This is a genomic window from Stappia sp. ABD4_338 (genome assembly GCF_056312175.1).
The window spans coordinates 3038950-3055465 of sequence record NZ_CM149982.1 but is presented as its reverse complement, the minus strand read 5'-3'; the positions used below and the strand labels follow the sequence as shown (position 1 = coordinate 3055465).

General features: G+C 66.3%; 16 protein-coding genes and 1 riboswitch. Of the genes, 10 read left to right on the top strand and 6 right to left on the bottom strand.

Features of this window, described 5'->3' with window-relative positions:
- Positions 1–26 precede the first annotated feature (26 nt).
- Positions 27–776: an SURF1 family protein gene (locus ACYX4S_RS13745; RefSeq protein WP_476360596.1), complete on the top strand. Its 750-nt coding sequence runs from the start codon at positions 27–29 to the stop codon at positions 774–776.
- Between the two features lie 86 nt (positions 777–862).
- Here ACYX4S_RS13745 and ACYX4S_RS13740 read toward each other — a convergent pair whose 3' ends face one another.
- Both ACYX4S_RS13740 and ACYX4S_RS13735 read right to left on the bottom strand, forming a co-directional pair.
- Complete coding sequence (locus ACYX4S_RS13740) at positions 863–1348, bottom strand: peroxiredoxin (RefSeq protein ID WP_293721929.1); 486 nt, start codon at positions 1346–1348, stop codon at positions 863–865.
- Between the two features lie 123 nt (positions 1349–1471).
- Positions 1472–2347 (bottom strand): protein-disulfide reductase DsbD domain-containing protein, encoded by an 876-nt coding sequence (locus ACYX4S_RS13735; protein WP_476360595.1) that lies wholly within the window; start codon positions 2345–2347, stop codon positions 1472–1474.
- A 314-nt stretch (positions 2348–2661) separates the two neighbouring features.
- Between ACYX4S_RS13735 and ACYX4S_RS13730 the strand changes: the two genes are divergently transcribed.
- The 5 genes from ACYX4S_RS13730 (at position 2662) to ACYX4S_RS13710 (ending at position 9906) form a co-directional block, all read left to right on the top strand.
- Positions 2662–3261 (top strand): YqgE/AlgH family protein, encoded by a 600-nt coding sequence (locus tag ACYX4S_RS13730; protein WP_293721934.1) that lies wholly within the window; start codon positions 2662–2664, stop codon positions 3259–3261.
- 294 nt (positions 3262–3555) lie between these two features.
- Positions 3556–4977 (top strand): threonine synthase, encoded by a 1422-nt coding sequence (gene thrC / locus ACYX4S_RS13725; protein ID WP_476360594.1) that lies wholly within the window; start codon positions 3556–3558, stop codon positions 4975–4977.
- Positions 4977–6260, top strand: coding sequence for a M16 family metallopeptidase (locus ACYX4S_RS13720; RefSeq protein ID WP_476360593.1), 1284 nt, complete (start codon positions 4977–4979; stop codon positions 6258–6260). Before thrC ends, ACYX4S_RS13720 begins: the two co-directional genes overlap by 1 nt.
- A gap of 55 nt (positions 6261–6315) precedes the next feature.
- Positions 6316–6969, top strand: coding sequence for a GNAT family N-acetyltransferase (locus tag ACYX4S_RS13715; protein WP_476360592.1), 654 nt, complete (start codon positions 6316–6318; stop codon positions 6967–6969).
- Between the two features lie 63 nt (positions 6970–7032).
- Entirely contained in the window at positions 7033–9906 is a 2874-nt protein-coding gene (locus ACYX4S_RS13710) for an EAL domain-containing protein (RefSeq protein WP_476360591.1), read from the top strand.
- Between the two features lie 35 nt (positions 9907–9941).
- On the opposite strand, the gene rnhA is transcribed toward ACYX4S_RS13710, so the two are convergent.
- The 4 genes from rnhA to ispH are packed head-to-tail and all read right to left on the bottom strand — an operon-like array spanning position 9942 to position 13090.
- Entirely contained in the window at positions 9942–10409 is a 468-nt protein-coding gene (gene rnhA, locus ACYX4S_RS13705) for a ribonuclease HI (RefSeq protein ID WP_422068025.1), read from the bottom strand.
- On the bottom strand, positions 10406–11371 hold the full coding sequence (locus tag ACYX4S_RS13700) for a homoserine kinase (RefSeq protein ID WP_422068026.1): 966 nt from the start codon (positions 11369–11371) through the stop codon (positions 10406–10408). The genes rnhA and ACYX4S_RS13700 overlap by 4 nt, the downstream gene beginning before the upstream one ends.
- 48 nt (positions 11372–11419) lie before the next feature.
- Positions 11420–12055, bottom strand: a complete 636-nt coding sequence (locus ACYX4S_RS13695) for a LysE family translocator (protein WP_476360590.1) — start codon at positions 12053–12055, stop codon at positions 11420–11422.
- Positions 12056–12088: 33 nt separating this feature from the next.
- Complete coding sequence (gene ispH / locus ACYX4S_RS13690) at positions 12089–13090, bottom strand: 4-hydroxy-3-methylbut-2-enyl diphosphate reductase (RefSeq protein WP_293719451.1); 1002 nt, start codon at positions 13088–13090, stop codon at positions 12089–12091.
- 250 nt (positions 13091–13340) lie between these two features.
- Here ispH and ACYX4S_RS13685 point away from each other — a divergent pair, with 250 nt between their 5' ends.
- The 4 genes from ACYX4S_RS13685 to ACYX4S_RS13670 all read left to right on the top strand — a co-directional run bounded on the left by ACYX4S_RS13685 (position 13341) and on the right by ACYX4S_RS13670 (position 16500).
- Positions 13341–13952, top strand: coding sequence for a hypothetical protein (locus tag ACYX4S_RS13685; RefSeq protein ID WP_476360589.1), 612 nt, complete (start codon positions 13341–13343; stop codon positions 13950–13952).
- 156 nt (positions 13953–14108) lie between these two features.
- A riboswitch (glycine riboswitch) is annotated at positions 14109–14201 on the top strand.
- Between the two features lie 220 nt (positions 14202–14421).
- Positions 14422–15570, top strand: coding sequence for a glycine cleavage system aminomethyltransferase GcvT (gcvT, locus tag ACYX4S_RS13680; protein ID WP_476360588.1), 1149 nt, complete (start codon positions 14422–14424; stop codon positions 15568–15570).
- Positions 15571–15632: 62 nt separating this feature from the next.
- Positions 15633–16004, top strand: a complete 372-nt coding sequence (gene gcvH, locus ACYX4S_RS13675) for a glycine cleavage system protein GcvH (RefSeq protein ID WP_476360587.1) — start codon at positions 15633–15635, stop codon at positions 16002–16004.
- Between the two features lie 4 nt (positions 16005–16008).
- A complete protein-coding gene (locus ACYX4S_RS13670) occupies positions 16009–16500 on the top strand; it encodes an OsmC family protein (protein ID WP_476360586.1) in 492 nt (163 codons plus the stop codon).
- Positions 16501–16516: the final 16 nt, after the last annotated feature.

Here is a 16516-nt window from a genome sequence, read left to right as displayed (position 1 = left end):
GGGAACCCCCGCGCAAGGGGGGGCTCGTGCTCCTCAGCGTGTTGTCACTGATTGCCTTCGCGATCCTGCTCGCGCTCGGGACGTGGCAGGTGCAGCGGCTCAAATGGAAGCTCGACCTGATCGAGCGGGTCGAGGCGCGGGTCGACGCCGCGCCTGTCGCGATGCCCGGCCCCGCTGCCTGGCCAGACCTCACGGACGAGGAATGGGACTATCGGCCCATTGAGGTCAGCGGCCGTTTTCTGCCGGGCGAGGTCTATTATTTCATCTCTCTCAGCGATCCGCGGGGCGACTTCGGTGGTCCCGGGTATTTCGTCTACCAGCCCTTCGAGACCGAAGACGGTCTCGTGGTCATGGTCAATCGCGGCTTCGTGCCGGACACGAGGCGTCTGCCGGAAACACGACCGGGCAGCGAGGCGGACGAGGGCCGGACGACCATCGTCGGTCTGTGGCGGCGCAACGAACACGGCAACTTCCTGACCCTTGCGCCCGACCTCGGCAAGCGGATCTGGTTCGTGCGCGACGCGCGCGAGATGGCCGCGGAACTGGGGCAGCGCGGAGATAACGTCGCGCCGTTCACCCTGGATCTCACGGCGAGCTTCACGCCCGCGGGAGGGCTTCCGCAGGCCGGAGAGACCATCATCACCTTCACCAACAACCATCTCCAGTATGTGGTGACCTGGTACGGCCTCGCTGCGGTGCTGGTCGTGGTCTATGGGGTGTACGTGCGCCGGCGTCTCGGACGTCCACGCGAGGATGGTGCGGCGGGGACCGACTGACGGGACCGCGTCTGTCTTCGTTCAGGCAACAAAAAGGCCGGCCCCGCATAAGGGCCGGCCTTTTGCTGTCTGCAAGCGTTCAGGGGCTAGAGAGCGGCAAGCACCGCGGCCGCGCCGGACGCCTCGGCCGAACCCGGGCTCTCCTCGACGTTCAGCGTGGTGACCTTCCCGTCCTTGACGATCATCGCGTAACGCTTGGAACGGATGCCCATGCCGAAGCCCGATGCGTCCAGTTCCATGCCGATGGCCTTGGTGAAGTCGGCGCTGCCGTCGGCGAGGAACGTGATCTTGTCGCCGGCGTTGCTCGCCTTGGCCCAGGCGCTCATGACGAAGACATCGTTCACCGACACCACGGCGATCTCGTCGACGCCCTTCGACAGGATCGTGTCGGCGTGCTCGACGAAACCGGGCAGGTGGTTGTTGTGGCAGGTCGGCGTGAAGGCGCCGGGCACCGCGAAGAGTACGACGGTGCGGCCCGAGAACAGGGACTTCGCGTCGCGCTCGGCCGGACCGTCGGCGGTCATGATCTTGAACGTCGCGTCGGGAAGCGTGTCGCCAACCTTGAGGGTCATGGAAAAACTCCGGAACGTGGTTGTGGTCCGTGAGGTGCATCGCCCGCAACCGGGGCGTGCCACGGCTCTCCCTGACATAGGATGAAACCGGACTTCCGTCGAGGGGCAAGCGCTTGTGGGGGCTTACCGTGAGGGTGAGGCATCTCCGGGAATGCTCGCCTGAAAGGTTACGGCACGTGCCCCTTCCACGAGTGTCAGCTCGAGTGGACGCGATCCGTCATCGACGGACTTCAAACCGGTGACGGGCAGCGCGAAGCGTGCCGATTTCCCCTTCCGCTCAAGCAGTCGCGGAACGGCATTGTAGGAACCCGGCGCTCCTTCCGCGAAAAGGTCGATGCTTGTGCCAGAGTCTGACAGATCCGCCTCGACGAGGATGGTGGATGCATCGGACCCGCCTGCGTCCTCAAGCGTCACCGACGCGATACGGGGCGCGGTGTCGTCCTGCGGGAGCGGGAGCTTCAACCGGGCGGACGCGATCTTCATCTGCTGCGCAAGGTCACGTTCTCCGGCAAGCGGCAGTTCGAGGTGCGCCTCGCCGGGCACACAGATATCGCTGCAGATGCCGAAACGGACGCTCGCGCGCAGGACAGCCGGATTTGCGGACCCGTCGGTGACCAGATCGATGGGCAGGACGACATGGTCCTTGTAGACGATCGACGTTGAATACCCGTCGTCATGGCGCTCCGGGGCAGGGTAGCGCAGCGTTGCTGCTTTCAGTCCTCCGGAGGCGGAGAAGTCGGCTTCCGTCGGAATGCCCGTCTCGCCGGGAAAGCGCCAGTAGATGTGCCAGCCCGGTTCCATCTCGAATTCCAGCGCCGCGTCCGGCTGCGGCGACACTGCATCGCCCGCCCCCTGTTCCGGGCCGCCCGCCGCGATCAGTCGAACGCGGGCACCGGCCACGGTCTCCCATGCGCCCGCATCGGCGTTCGCGGTTGCGAGGGGAGGCATGAAGAGCGCGAGGAGGAGAGCAAGAGCGCCGTTGAGTGTGCGAGACGTCATGAGGTGAACCCGGGTCCGGTTGGCCTCGGCCGGGCCGGTTGCGGCACGGCGGCTGGCAGGTTCTCAGGAGTGCCGCAATTCCGGTGTCCGGTCCAGCTTCCGCCGGTCGCGGCGAGGCCACAAGCGTGTGAACGGCGAAGACCGGAGCGCGCGGGGCGGTTAACATCGCCCCGCCTTCGGCGTAAAGTCATGCGGAGGTGCCACGTGCAAGCTGCGGGAGACGCGACGTTTTCCCGCTCGCTCCCTGGCCGGTGCCTGAAACTGCGGCGTAGGCGGGCACGGAGCCGCCACCGCTCTTCACGGGATGATGCGACATGGTGCCGGATCACAACATGCCGAACTCGCTGGCAGGCCAGTTCCTGATCGCGATGCCGCAGATGGCGGATACGCGATTCGCTCATTCCGTGGTCTATCTTTGCGCCCATTCCGACGAGGGCGCGATGGGAATTGTCCTCAACCAGAAGACGCCGAGCCTGTCCTTCCCGGATCTTCTGCGCCAGCTCGAGATTGTCGATGGGGGGGCGGATATCGTCCTGCCCGCCCCGGCGGACCGCATGGAAGTCCATCGCGGCGGGCCGGTGGAGACCGGGCGGGGCTTCGTCCTGCACTCGGAGGACTATGTGGTCGCGAATTCGACCATGGCGATCCAGGACGGCATATGCCTGACGGCGACGCTCGACATCCTGCGCGCGATCGTCGAGGGACGGGGGCCGCGCCGCGCCATGCTGGCGCTCGGGTATGCGGGCTGGGGTGCGGGGCAGCTCGAGACCGAACTTCAGGAGAACGGCTGGATCACCGGGCCGGCCGACAGCGAGATCATTTTCGACCCCGTGACGGAAGGCAAGTGGGATCGGGCCTTGGCCAAGATCGGCATCGATCCCGGCATGTTGTCCAGCGAGGCGGGACACGCCTGAGCCGAGTGTCGCTTCCGTTGCCTTGCAGGCCGTGCAACCGCCTTGCCCGCTGGCGGGCGCGGGGATAGGGTGCGCGCATGGGCCGGGCGGCCCCTCCCGCGCGAGGCATGCGGTAGAGCCGGCCGTTTCCCTTTCTGCCGAGGCCGGTCCAAAGGGGTCGGACACTCGCGACTCGGCACGTCAGCCGGCGCGGGCGATCAAGCAGAACCTCGGGGTGCGGGACAGGCCCGACCCGGCAGGACGCCGGGCGTCGCCGGTTTCCCGACCGCCGACAGTCTGGAGGACCTCAGGGTCGTGAAATATGTGAGTACGAGGGGCGAGGCACCGGCACTGGGGTTTGCCGATGTTCTCCTGACCGGTCTCGCCGCGGATGGTGGCCTTTATGTTCCGGCCGAGTGGCCGCGTTTGTCCCCAGGGACGATCGCCGGATTTGCCGGGCGTCCCTATGCGGAGGTTGCCGAGGCGGTGATCGCCCCCTTCGTTGCCGGCGAAATCGCCCGTGACGATCTGGCCGCGATGATCGAGGAGGCCTACGCCGGCTTTCGCCACGAGGCGGTGACACCGCTTGTGCAGATCGCTCCCGGCCGCTTTGTCCTTGAGCTGTTCCATGGCCCCACGCTCGCGTTCAAGGACGTGGCGATGCAGCTCCTCGGACGCATGATGGATCATGTCCTCGCCGAGCGGGACCGGCGCGCGACCATCGTCGGCGCGACGTCCGGCGACACCGGCGGAGCGGCCATTGAGGCGTTCCGCGGACGCGACCGCACCGACGTCTTCATTCTCTTCCCCGATGGCCGGGTTTCCGATGTCCAGCGCCGTCAGATGACGACGCCCACGGATGCCAACGTGCATTCCCTGGCGCTTGAGGGAACCTTCGACGACTGTCAGGCGATCGTGAAGGGCATGTTCACCCATCCCGCCTTCCGCGACAGGGTGCAGCTTGCCGGCGTGAACTCGATCAACTGGGCGCGCATTGTCGCGCAGGTGGTCTACTATTTCGTCGCCGGTGTTGCGCTCGGCGCGCCGCATCGGCCGGTTTCCTTCACCGTGCCGACGGGCAATTTCGGCGATATCTTCGCCGCTCACGTCGCGGCGCGGATGGGGCTTCCGATCGAGAAGCTGGTGATCGCGACGAATGCCAATGACATTCTCGTTCGGACGCTGGAGACCGGCGCCTACACGATGAACGGCGTGGTGCCCACGTCCTCGCCGTCGATGGACATTCAGGTCTCGTCCAACTTCGAGCGTCTCCTGTTCGAGGCGCACGGGCGCGACAGTGACGCGGTGCGTGGCCTGATGGCGCGCCTTGCCCAGTCCGGCGGGTTCACGCTGGAGGTCGGGGTGATGAAACGCATCCGCGACGAGTTCGCGGCCGGGCGCTGCGATGAGGCGGCAACGGCACGCACCATTGCCGATACGCTTGCGCGCAGCGGGTATCTTCTCGATCCCCATACGGCGACGGGTGTTCACGTGGCAGCTCAGCTTTCCCAGTCGCCGACACCCATGGTGGTCCTTGCGACCGCGCATCCGGCCAAGTTCCCGGATGCGGTCGAGGCGGCAAGCGGCGTCCGGCCGGAACTGCCGGAGGAGTTGCAGCCGATGATGAGTGCGCCCGAGCGCATGGAACGCCTGCCGGCCGGCCGCGAGGAGGTCGAGGCCCATGTGCTCGACCATGCCCGTGCCGCCCGCGAAACCAGCCCGGCGGAGGTGTCCTGATGGATGTACGCGTGACCCGGCTCGAGAACGGTCTCACCGTCGTGACCGACACCTTGTCCCATTTGCGCACGGCTGCTCTGGGAATATGGATCGGCGCCGGCTCACGCTCCGAAACGGCCGAGCAGAACGGCATAACCCATCTGCTCGAACACATGGCGTTCAAGGGGACGGCAAAGCGCACGGCGCGCCAGATCGCCGAGGAAATCGAAGCGGTCGGAGGCGAGCTCAACGCGGCCACGAGCGTCGAGCATACGAACTATCATGCAAGGGTTCTGGCCGAGGATGTGCCGCTTGCGGTCGAGATCCTGGCCGACATCCTTCAGAACTCGTCCTTCGACCCCGAAGAACTGCTGCGCGAAAAGCATGTGATCCTGCAGGAGATCGGCGCCGCGCACGACACGCCCGACGACAAGGTCTTCGACCAGTTTCAGGAAACCGCCTGGTCGCGCCAGCCGCTCGGGCGCCCGATCCTGGGCACGCGCGAGACGGTCATGGGATTCACGCCTGACGATCTCAGGGACTATCTGGCGACCCATTACCTGCCGGGCAACATGGTCCTCTCGGCGGCCGGCGCGGTCGATCATGATGCTTTCGTGGCCCTGGCGCGCGAGCATTTCTCCGCGCTCTCCGCGCGGCCTGCGCAAGCGCCGGTCGCGGCCCGCTATACGGGCGGCGAGGCATATCTCGAGCGCGACCTGATGGAGGTTCAGCTCGTTCTCGGCTTCGAGGGACTCTCCTACGGCGATCCCGACTACTACGCGATCCAGACGCTGGCCTCGATCATGGGCGGGGGCATGTCGTCGAGACTGTTCCAGGAAATCCGAGAGCTGCGCGGCCTGTGCTACGCGATCTATTCCTTTCACTGGTCGTTCCAGGACACGGGCGTCTTCGCCATTCACGCGGCGACCGGCGAGGAAGACATCGCCGAGCTCTTTCCCGTCCTTCTGGACGAGATCGCCTCGGCTTCCGCATCGATCACCCAGGCCGAGCTCGATCGTGCCCGCGCCCAGATTCGCGCCGGTATCATGATGGCGATGGAAAGCCCTGCGGCGCGTGCCGGGCAGATCGCCCGCCAGTGGCTGATCCACGGCGAGATTCTGAGCCCGGAGGAGATCCAGGCTCGAATCGATGCCGTGACCCTCGAGGACATTCACCGTGTCGCGCGCACGACCTTCGCCAGCCGGGTGACACTTTCCACGATCGGCCCCAAGGGGGTACGCCTGAATCTCGAGACGGTCGAGGCGCACCTCGGGTCCGGGGTCCGGCGGGCGGTTGTCGGCTGACGTTTGACCGGGGGTCGCGATGGCGTTCTTGCGGGCTTTCGGTACAACGGATGGAGTGCGTACCCTGAGAAGCGCACCGCAGGCCGGTGTTCCCGTGTTCCTGCGGCCTCCGCTGGCACAGGATTATGTGCCCTGGGCCGCACTGAGGGCCAAGAGCCGCGACTTCCTGCAACCCTGGGAGCCGCTTTGGGCGCGCGACGAGTTGACGCGCGGAGCCTTTCGGCGTCGCCTGCGGCGCTATGCCCGTGAACAGCGGGAGGACAGGGCCTATCCGTTCTTCGTGTTCCGGGAGAGCGACGGGGAGTTGCTCGGCGGCGCGACCCTGTCAAATGTGCGCAGGGGCGTTGCGATGGCCTGCACGCTCGGGTACTGGATGGGCGCGCCACATGCGGGCAAGGGATACATGAGTGCGGCCGTGTCGCTGCTTCTGCCTTTCGCCTTTGGCGAGCTTCGACTCAATCGTGTCGAGGCGGCCTGCCTGCCGACCAATTCCGCCTCCCGGCGCCTCCTTGAAAAAGCCGGGTTTCAACGGGAAGGCTACGCTCGCCGCTACCTGCGGATTGCCGGCGAGTGGCGTGACCATGTGCTGTACGCATGTGTCGCCGGCGATGTCGAGGCCCGGGTCACCGGGTGCCTCTCGCCCGTCACGAGCCATGCCCTGCCGTCCGTGCCGGGCGACGAACCGGGCCCGCCCGGTGACTTACTGTAAGTTCCGCGGAGGCCGATTGGCGTCCGCTTCGATGAGAAAGCCAGACCTTTGCGGGAAATCCGATTGCGCCTCCTGATTCTCGTCTCGCTCGCGCTGACCGCGTGGCTCTCCGTCGCGTCCCCGTCGCATGCGCTGGAGGCGGTGGAGGTGCCTGCAAGCTCCGACGCGATCGATCTGACCCGCTCCGTGGAGCTCTACCCCAATTCGGGCCCGAGCCTTCAGGTGTCCACGGCGCCGGGCGCGGATGGCATCGTGCGCCGGATCGAGGTGAACTCGCTCGATGACGCCAACTCGAGCTGGGCCGTTTTCGCGCTGTCCAATCCGGGGGACGAGCAGATCGACCGGCTCATCGTCGCCCCCTTCTTCCAGCTCGTCGGCTCGCGGCTTGTTTGGCCGGATCTGGGCTCCTCGCGGATCGCCTCGATCACCCCGAGCCAGGGCATCGCGCCGGAGCGTCAGTCGAGCCAGGAGGCGGACGTCTTCCTGGTCACGCTCGATCCGGGCGCCGTGGTCACCTATGTCGTCGAACTGCGGAGCCCCTCGCTGCCGCAGATCCGCCTGTGGGAGCCCGACGTCTACAAGGATACGGTGAACGCCTATACGCTCTACCGTGGCATCATCCTCGGCATTTCCGGCCTGCTGGCCCTGTTCCTGACGATCCTTTTCGTCGTCAAGGGAACGATCATGTTCCCGGCGACGGCGGTGCTCGCCTGGTCGGTGCTGTCGTATCTGACGATCGATTTCGGCTTCTGGAACAAGGTGCTGCAGATCACGCCGGGCGACGAGCAGCTCTACAGGGCCTGCGCCGAGGTCGGGCTGGCGGCGAGCCTCATCATCTTCCTCTACGCCTATCTCAACCTGAACCGGTGGCACATCCGCTACAGCCATCTGGCGCTGGCGACGCTGATCCTGGTTCTGGGGCTGCTCGGCGTTGCCGTCTGGGACCCCTCGGTCGCCGCCGGTATCGCGCGTATCTCGCTCGGCATCATCGGTGTTCTGGGCTTTGCCGTGATCGCGACACTGGCGGTTCAGGGATACGACCGGGCGATCATGCTCGTACCCACCTGGGTGCTGCTGCTGGCCTGGCTGACGGGCGCGGCCATGACGGTGACGGGGGTCCTTGCCAACGACATCGTCCAGCCGGCGCTTGCCGGCGGTCTGGTGCTCGTCGTCCTTCTCATCGGCTTCACGGTGATGCAGCACGCCTTCGCGGGCGGGGCGATCGCCCAGGGCCTGATCTCGGACGTGGAGCGTCGCGCACTTGCCTTCACCGGCTCCGGCGACATCGTCTGGGACTGGGACATCGACCGCGATCGCATTTCCACCGGCCACGAGGTGGAGGACCTTCTGGGACTCAAGCCGGGAGTGCTGGAAGGGCCAGCGCGCGACTGGCTCGACGTCATCCATCCCCAGGACCGTGACACCTTCCGCAGCACGCTCGACGCGGTGATCGACCTGCGCCGGGGGCGCGTGTCACAGGCATTCCGCCTGCGCTCCGAGGACGGTCACTATCGCTGGTTCCGTCTGCGTGCCCGCCCCATCGTGGGCTCCGATGGCGAGGTGATCCGCTGTGTCGGGTCGCTGCTCGACATCACCGAGCAGAAGGTGACCGAGGAGCGTCTCCTGCATGACGCCGTTCACGACAACCTGACCGGCCTCCCGAACCGCGAACTGTTCATGGACCGGCTTTCCGCGGCACTTGCACGTTCGCGTGCCGAGGGGCTTGGACGTCCGTCGGTGATCGTCCTCGATCTCGACCGTTTCAAGCAGGTCAATGATTCCATCGGGCTGTCGGCTGGCGACAGCATTCTGCTGACCATCGCGCGTCGTGTGTCGCGACAGTTGAAGCCCCAGGACGCGCTGATGCGCCTTGGCAGCGACACCTACGCCCTCGTGCTTCTGTCGGAGCAGTCCGCCGACCGGATCGCGGCCTTTGCCGATGCGGTGCGGCGCGCGGTGCGCTCGCCGATCACCTTCGGCGAGCAGGAGGTGTTCCTGACCGCCTCGGTCGGCATCGCCATTCCCGACAGCAATCCGGTCGAGTCGGACGAACTGCTGCGGCAGGCCGACATGGCCATGAACCATGCCAAGCGCATGGGCGGCGACCGGGTGGAAGTGTTCCGCCCCACGCTCCAGACCACCGGGTCAAACCGCATGGAGCTGGAGGCCGACCTGCGCAAGGCCCTGCAGACCGACGGGATTTCGGTTCACTTCCAGCCGATCGTGCGCCTTGCCGACCGCTCCATCGCCGGGTTCGAGGTGCTGGCGCGCTGGAACCACCCCAAACGCGGTCCGATCTCGCCTTCGGAATTCATTCCCATCGCCGAGCAGTCCGGCCTCATCAACGAACTGGGCCTCTTCGTGCTCGACCGTGGCGCGCGCCAGCTCTCCGAGTGGCAGGCGGCCTACCGGCTGCCGGTTCCACTGTTCCTGAGCGTGAACATTTCCTCGCTGCAGCTGCTGCGCCACGATCTCATCAATGACGTGAAATCGGTACTGTCGCGCTCGTCCCTCGCGCCCGGAACGCTCAAGCTGGAGCTGACGGAATCCGTGGTCATGGCCAATCCCGAGTATTCGGCGCGGATGCTTGAACGTCTGCGCCATCTCGGAGCCGGCCTCTCGCTGGACGATTTCGGCACGGGCTATTCCAGCCTGTCCTACCTGCAGCGGTTCCGCTTCGACACGATCAAGGTTGACCAGTCGTTCGTGCGGCCCAACGGGCGCAGTGCCCGTCCGGTCATCCTGCGCTCCATCGTTGCACTGGGGCACGATCTTGGAATGCAGGTCGTGGCGGAAGGGGCGGAAAGCGAGTCCGACGCGCTCGAGCTGCATCAGCTTGGCTGCGAGTTCGCGCAGGGCTTCCTGTTCGGTCAGCCCATGGAGGCGCCCGAGGCGGGCAAGATGCTCGATGCCGAGATGGAGACGCTCAGGAACTGAGGCGGGCCCGCCGGTCCCGCCTCAGTTCCTGAGCGTCACTTCTTGTAGGGAGCCATGCCCCTGCGGGCCAGCTCGTCGGCCCGCTCGTTGTCGTCGTGGCCGGCATGGCCCTTTACCCAGTGCCACGTCACGTCGTGGCGGTTGCGCGCGGCGTCCAGCGCCTGCCAGAGTTCGGCGTTCTTGACCGGCTTCTTGTCGGACGTCTTCCAGTCGTTGCGCTTCCAGTTGAACATCCACTTGGTGATGCCGTCGCGCACATAGGTGCTGTCCGTGTGCAGGTCGACCCGGCATGGCCGCTTGAGCGCGTTGAGCGCCTCGATCGCGGCCATGAGCTCCATGCGGTTGTTGGTGGTGCGCGTCTCGCCGCCGCAAAGCTCGCGCTCGTGCTCGCCGAACCGCAACAGCGCCCCCCAGCCGCCGGGCCCCGGATTGCCCGAGCAGGCGCCGTCGGTGTGGATCGTGACTGGCTGGGCGTCTTCGGGGATCTTCGCGGAGGCGCTCATGCCGACAGCCCGTAGTCGGCGGCGGTGACGACGCTCTGGTGGAAGCGCAGCTTGCGAAGGTACTCGCGCGGGTCCTTGGGCGTGACGAGCGCGCCCTCGGGCACGCGCAGCCAGTCGTGCAGACGCGTGAGCAGGAACCGCAGAGCCGCGCCACGGGCCAGAAGCGGCAGGCTGTCGAACTCTGCAGGGGTCAGTTCCCGCACGCTGCGGTAGCCGTTCAGGAGGGCTCGTGCCTTGGTGACGTTGAACGAAAGGTCCGGCTCGAAACACCATGCGTTGAGGCAGATGGCGAGGTCGTAGGCAAGCGCGTCGTTGCAGGCGAAATAGAAGTCGATCAGGCCCGAAAGTCGCTCGCCGATGAAGAACACGTTGTCGGGAAAGAGGTCTGCGTGGATGACGCCTGCGGGCAGATCGTCGGGCCATTTGGCCTCGAGCACGTCGAGTTCTTCCGTGAGTTCCCCGGCAAGGCCTTCAACGATCGTGTCGGCCTGGTCGCGTGACTGGGCGAACAGCGGCCGCCAGCTGCCTACCGACAAGGCGTTGGGGCGAACAATCCCGAAATCGCGTCCGGCGTTGTGGAATTCCGCAAGCGTCTTGCCGAGTTCCGCGCAATGAACCCTTTGCGGGCGGCGTACCCACATGCCGTCGAGAAAGGTGATGACGGCTGCCGGGCGTCCCGCGAGCGTGCCAAGCGTTTCCCCGGCACGGTTCGCCACCGGCTGCGGGCAGGATATGCCGCGTGCCGCCAGGTGCTGCATCAGTCCGAGGAAGAAGGGCAGGTCCGCCGGTTCCACGCGCTTCTCGTAGAGCGTGAGGATGAAATAGCCCTGTCGCGTGTGAAGCAGGTAGTTGGAGTTCTCCACGCCCTCCGCGATGCCTTTCAGCGCGAGAACCTCGCCGATATCGTAGCCGGCAACGAAGCCGACCAGTTCCTCGTCGGAGACGTCCGTATAGACTGCCATGTATTCTGTCGTCTTTCTTTCGGCCTTGGCTGTGCCAGGTCGTCAGGGTCAGGAGGGCGAGAGCGGCGTCCGGCTGTCGGCCAGGATCAACCCGCCGATGCCGACGAAGCAGGCGCCGGCGACCCGCTCGATGGCGTGCCTTGCACGCGAAAAGCGCCTGAGCACCGGCGGTGAGGAAATGAAGAGTGTCACGAGCGTGTACCAGGATGCCGCGCTCGCAACGACGAGAGCAACCATCGCGACCATCACCCAGACCGGCATGTCGGGCGTGACCGAGGTCGCGAAAACGCTGGTGAACAGCACGACGGCCTTCGGGTTCGTGAGTGTCACGGTGAACCCGAAAGTGAAGGGCGAACGAGCGCTTCGGCGGTCCGCGGTGTCGATTTCAAGCGGATCGGGACGCGAGAAGAGCAGTCTGGCGCCCAGCCATGCGAGATAGAGCCCGCCGCCGACCCGCACCGCAAACGCGAGCATCTGGTACTCGACCAGGATCGCGGAAAGACCGAGAAGCGAGAGCATCGCGTAGAGCCCGAGGCAGGAGGCGACCCCGAGAGAGGTCAGCAGGCCGGCGCGGGTACCGTGGACCATGGAAGAGCGCACGACGCCGATGAAGTCCGGTCCCGGCAGCACGAGCGCGGGCAGGAAGATCGCGAAGACGGCGCCGAGAACGGCGATCCATTCCATGGGGTCAGGCTCCGGTCGGCGAGGGTGGCTGGATCACTCCGCCGCCTCGCGCAGCGCGCGCGGCAGGTTGAAGGCGATGGTCTCTTCCGCCGTGCGGACGGTTTCGACCTTCACGTCGTAGCGTTCGGCGAAAGCCGCGATGATCTCCTCCACGAGAACCTCGGGCGCCGAGGCCCCGGCGGTGATGCCGAGCCGCGTCAGGGAGGGGAGGCTTTCCCAGGGGATGTCGGCGGCGCGCTGGACCAGAACGGAAACCGGACAGCCCGCGCGTTCCGCGACCTCGCGAAGGCGCTGCGAATTGGAGGAGTTGGGCGCACCGACAACGACCATTGCATCAACATCCGGAGCAACCGCCTTGACCGCTTCCTGCCGGTTGGTGGTCGCGTAGCAGATGTCGTCCTTGTGCGGGGCGATGATATCGGGAAAGCGCTCGCTCAGGACGTCGACGATCTCGCGCGTGTCGTCGACCGAAAGCGTGGTTTGCGTGATCCATGCAAGCGGACGGTCGCTGACCGGTGTGAAGACGCGCGCGTCCTCGGCCGTTTCCACAAGCTGGACCGCGCCTTCGGGCAATTGTCCCATGGTGCCGATCACCTCGGGATGGCCGGCATGGCCGATGAGCACGATCTCGCGTCCGCGCCTGTGGTGGATCTCGGCTTCCTTGTGCACCTTGGAGACGAGCGGGCAGGTGGCGTCGAGATAGAACATGTTGCGCGCCTGCGCGTCCGCCGGCACGGACTTCGGCACTCCGTGGGCGGAAAAGACCACCGGGCGGTCCTCGTGCCCTGCCGGGATCTCGCCGAGCTCCTCGACGAACACGGCTCCCTTGTCACGCAATCCGTCGACGACGAAGCGGTTGTGGACGATTTCGTGCCGTACATAGACCGGAGCGCCGAAGCGCTGGAGCGCCAGTTCCACGATTTGCACGGCCCGGTCCACGCCGGCGCAGAAGCCGCGCGGCGCGCAAAGGCGCACGGCCAGCGGCGTACGTTTGACCTGCGCGTCCGGTGTCTCTCCTGCCTGGATCGAAGTCATGGGATACCCTTCCACCGTCGCCGCATGGTGGCCTCCTGTGAGAGATGCCGCCTTGCCGGGACGAGTTCTTCCGCCGCGCGACCCGGGCCCACCGGCCCTGTCCCGCAGGATGCCCCGTCGCCCGCGTGTGGGGCAATAGAGGGAGAGGAGGCAGGTGTGTCAAGGTGGGGCGCCGTCTCTCGCCAAGCCGCCGGACCCCTGATATACGGTTCGCCCTGGACCTTGAACGAGAAGCACTGGATCGACAGGCATGACTCTCGCCAAACGGATGCGGCGGCCCGGTACGCTGGCCGGCCTTTCCCTTACGCTTGCGCTGGCCGGGTGCGGCAGCGGCATTGGCGATTACGGGAACGACATTGCAAAGACGGTCATTTCCGGCAATGCGGCCGATCAGTCGGTCATCGATACGGTCGATTCCCGGACCTTCGAGCGTGAAGTGGCCTGTCCCCCGATCGCCGTCGAGGACGGACGCTATATCGTGATGCGCTACAAGGCGCGCAATGAGAACAATCCCGAGGCGCTGCTCTATCAGGCGAATCTTGAGAAATGGGCCCGCCGCTGCACACGCACGGCCGATGGCGTGAAGATGACGCTCGGCGTTTCCGGCCGCGTCACACCCGGCCCCGCCTGGGAAGGCGGTGAACTCTTCCTGCCGATCCGCATGGCCTTCGTTGGTGCGGACGAGGATGATTCGAAGCGCGGCCGCAAGCCCAAGGGGCAAGTCTACAATGTGCCGGTGACTTTGGGCGCGGGAGCCCCCGCCGAACAGTGGGCGCTGGTGGAGGAAGGCATTGCCGTTCCCCAGAATGCTTCAGTCAAGGCACAGATTGCTCTGGACGAGCCGGGCAAACGACGTCATTAGGGACACCGTTGACAGTGCGACACGTGCTGTCGACAATGCGACATCCGATCCGGTGGGAGAAGACCTTGCCTGATCGGAACGCATCTGACTGAACGCGGCGTAGACGTTGTGCGCTGCGGGCCGAGGCAGGAGGGATGTTCCCGAAACGCCCGGTCAGGACGATACGCGGGAGAGGTCGGTGCCACGGGCGCCGGCGCCGAAGGAGCAACCGCCCCGGAAACTCTCAGGCAAAAGGACCGCGTGTCGAGCAACGCTCTGGAAAGCAGCCCCTGCAAGCCGAAGCCGTGAGGTGCCGGCAGGTGAGGGCTCACCGAAGGAGTAACCGCCGGAACGAGTGCGCGCCATCGGGTGTGCGCGGGGCGGGAAATCTCTCAGGTCGTCAGGACAGAGGGGGTGCGTGAAGGGGAGGGTTCGCCCGCCTTCGCGTCACCGAACCCGAGACCATGACCCCAGAGCGCAGGACGTTCCCATGAGCGACGCCGACACAACGCCCCTTCTTTCAACACCCCTGACGGATCTTCACAGGGAGCTCGGCGCCCGCCTCGTGCCCTTCGCGGGCTACGAGATGCCTGTCCAGTTTCCCGCCGGCATCATCGCCGAACACACCCACACGCGTGAGAAGGCCGGCCTCTTCGATGTCTCCCACATGGGGCAGGCCTGGCTCGTCGGCCCGGATCACGCGACCGTCTCCGCAGCGCTGGAGAGCATGGTTCCCTCCGCGATTGCAGGACTCAAGCCCGGGCGCCAGCGCTACACGGTGCTTCTCAACGCCGACGGCGGTATCGTCGACGACCTGATGGTTACCCGTCCGCTGGGCGAGGAAAACGATGGTCGTCTGTTCCTGGTGGTCAATGCCTCGCGCAAGGATGTCGACTACGCGATGATCGAGGCGGGCCTTCCTGAGGGCGTGCGGCTCGAGAAGGTCGAGGACCGGGCGCTTGTCGCGCTGCAGGGACCGCTCGCCGCCGAGGTGATGGCGGCCCATGCGCCCGCCGCGGCCGAGCTCGCCTTCATGAGTGCGGCCGAGATGGAGTTCGACGGCATCGGCGTGCATGTCTCGCGCTCGGGCTACACCGGCGAGGACGGCTATGAGATTTCCGTGCCCGCGGGGGCGGCGGAGCCGCTCGCCCGGGCCCTTCTGGCGGACGAGCGTGTTGCTCCCGTCGGTCTCGGCGCGCGCGACAGCCTGCGCCTCGAGGCTGGTCTCTGCCTCTACGGGCATGATCTCGACGAGACGACTTCCCCGGTCGAGGGGGGCATCACCTTCGTTCTGCAGAAGCGGCGCAAGGAGGCCGGCGACTTTCCCGGTGCCGCGCGCATTCTCAAGGAACTGGCTGACGGACCGTCCCGTCGCCGCGTCGGCTTCCGCCTCGAGGGCCGCGCGCCGGCGCGCGAGGGCGCGGAAGTGCGTGCGACCTCCGGCGAGATCATCGGGGTGCTGACCTCGGGCGGCTTCTCCCCGACGCTCGGTGCGCCGATCGCCATGGGATACGTGGCGGCCGGCCACGATGCCCCGGGCACCCGGGTGAAGCTCGTCGTGCGTGGCCGGGAGCTCGACGCCAGCGTCGTCGAAATGCCCTTCGTTCCCCAGCGCTATTACCGCAAGCCGTCCGCCTGACGGACATACGATCCAGGAGACCCGCCGGCCGCAAGAGCCGGCCTTCCAGAGGACTGATGACAATGTCGACCCGTTTTACCGAAGACCACGAGTGGATCACTGTCGACGGCGATGTCGCCACCGTCGGCATCACCGACTACGCGCAGAGCCAGCTCGGCGATGTCGTGTTCGTGGAACTGCCCGACGTGGGCCGCAAGCTCAAGAAGGGCGACGAGGCGGCTGTCGTGGAGAGCGTGAAGGCGGCTTCCGAGGTCTATGCACCGCTCGATGGCGAGGTGGTCGAGGCCAACGATTCGCTCGCCGACCAGCCCGGCACCGTCAATGAGGATCCGGAAGGCGCGGCCTGGTTCGTGAAGATCCGTCTGTCCGACAAGTCGCAGCTCGACAGCCTGATGGACGAAGCGGCCTACAAGGCACACGTCGAGGGGCTTTGATTCCATGGCCGGGCACATCCACACCGCCGAGATCGTCTGGACCTGCGAGGGCGAGAACTTTGCCAAGGGCAGATACTCGCGCAGCCACGTCTGGCGGTTCGACGGTGGCGTGGAAGTGCCCGCCTCCGCCTCTCCCGCCGTGGTGCCGCAGCCCTATTCGCTCGTGGACGCGGTGGACCCGGAGGAGGCTTTCCTGGCCGCCGTCTCGTCCTGCCACATGATGACCTTTCTCGACCTCGCGCGCCGGGACGGCTTCGTGATTGCCGCCTATTCCGACAAGGCCGAGGCCATGCTGGAGCGGATCGCGCCGGGGCGCATGGGCATCACGAAGGTGACCCTGCGCCCGGCCATCACCTTCCGTGCGGAGGCGGAACCGGACGAGGCCAAGCTCTCCGAACTGCATCATCTCGCCCACGAGATGTGTTTCATCGCCAATTCGGTCCGCTGCGACATCGTGGTGGAGGCGGAGCCCGTGCGGCTCGTCGCCCCCGAGTAAGGGCGAAACCCGACCC

What these genes read in the sequence shown, in the direction of transcription:
- ACYX4S_RS13740 (WP_293721929.1), bottom strand. Translation starts at nt 1,348, where the DNA reads ATGACCCTCAAGGTTGGCGACACGCTTCCCGACGCGACGTTCAAGATC.
- ACYX4S_RS13735 (WP_476360595.1), bottom strand. Translation starts at nt 2,347, where the DNA reads ATGACGTCTCGCACACTCAACGGCGCTCTTGCTCTCCTCCTCGCGCTC.
- ACYX4S_RS13730 (WP_293721934.1), top strand. Translation starts at nt 2,662, where the DNA reads ATGGTGCCGGATCACAACATGCCGAACTCGCTGGCAGGCCAGTTCCTG.
- ACYX4S_RS13720 (WP_476360593.1), top strand. Translation starts at nt 4,977, where the DNA reads ATGGATGTACGCGTGACCCGGCTCGAGAACGGTCTCACCGTCGTGACC.
- rnhA (WP_422068025.1), bottom strand. Translation starts at nt 10,409, where the DNA reads ATGAGCGCCTCCGCGAAGATCCCCGAAGACGCCCAGCCAGTCACGATC.
- ACYX4S_RS13700 (WP_422068026.1), bottom strand. Translation starts at nt 11,371, where the DNA reads ATGGCAGTCTATACGGACGTCTCCGACGAGGAACTGGTCGGCTTCGTT.
- ACYX4S_RS13695 (WP_476360590.1), bottom strand. Translation starts at nt 12,055, where the DNA reads ATGGAATGGATCGCCGTTCTCGGCGCCGTCTTCGCGATCTTCCTGCCC.
- ispH (WP_293719451.1), bottom strand. Translation starts at nt 13,090, where the DNA reads ATGACTTCGATCCAGGCAGGAGAGACACCGGACGCGCAGGTCAAACGT.
- ACYX4S_RS13685 (WP_476360589.1), top strand. Translation starts at nt 13,341, where the DNA reads ATGACTCTCGCCAAACGGATGCGGCGGCCCGGTACGCTGGCCGGCCTT.
- gcvT (WP_476360588.1), top strand. Translation starts at nt 14,422, where the DNA reads ATGAGCGACGCCGACACAACGCCCCTTCTTTCAACACCCCTGACGGAT.
- gcvH (WP_476360587.1), top strand. Translation starts at nt 15,633, where the DNA reads ATGTCGACCCGTTTTACCGAAGACCACGAGTGGATCACTGTCGACGGC.
- ACYX4S_RS13670 (WP_476360586.1), top strand. Translation starts at nt 16,009, where the DNA reads ATGGCCGGGCACATCCACACCGCCGAGATCGTCTGGACCTGCGAGGGC.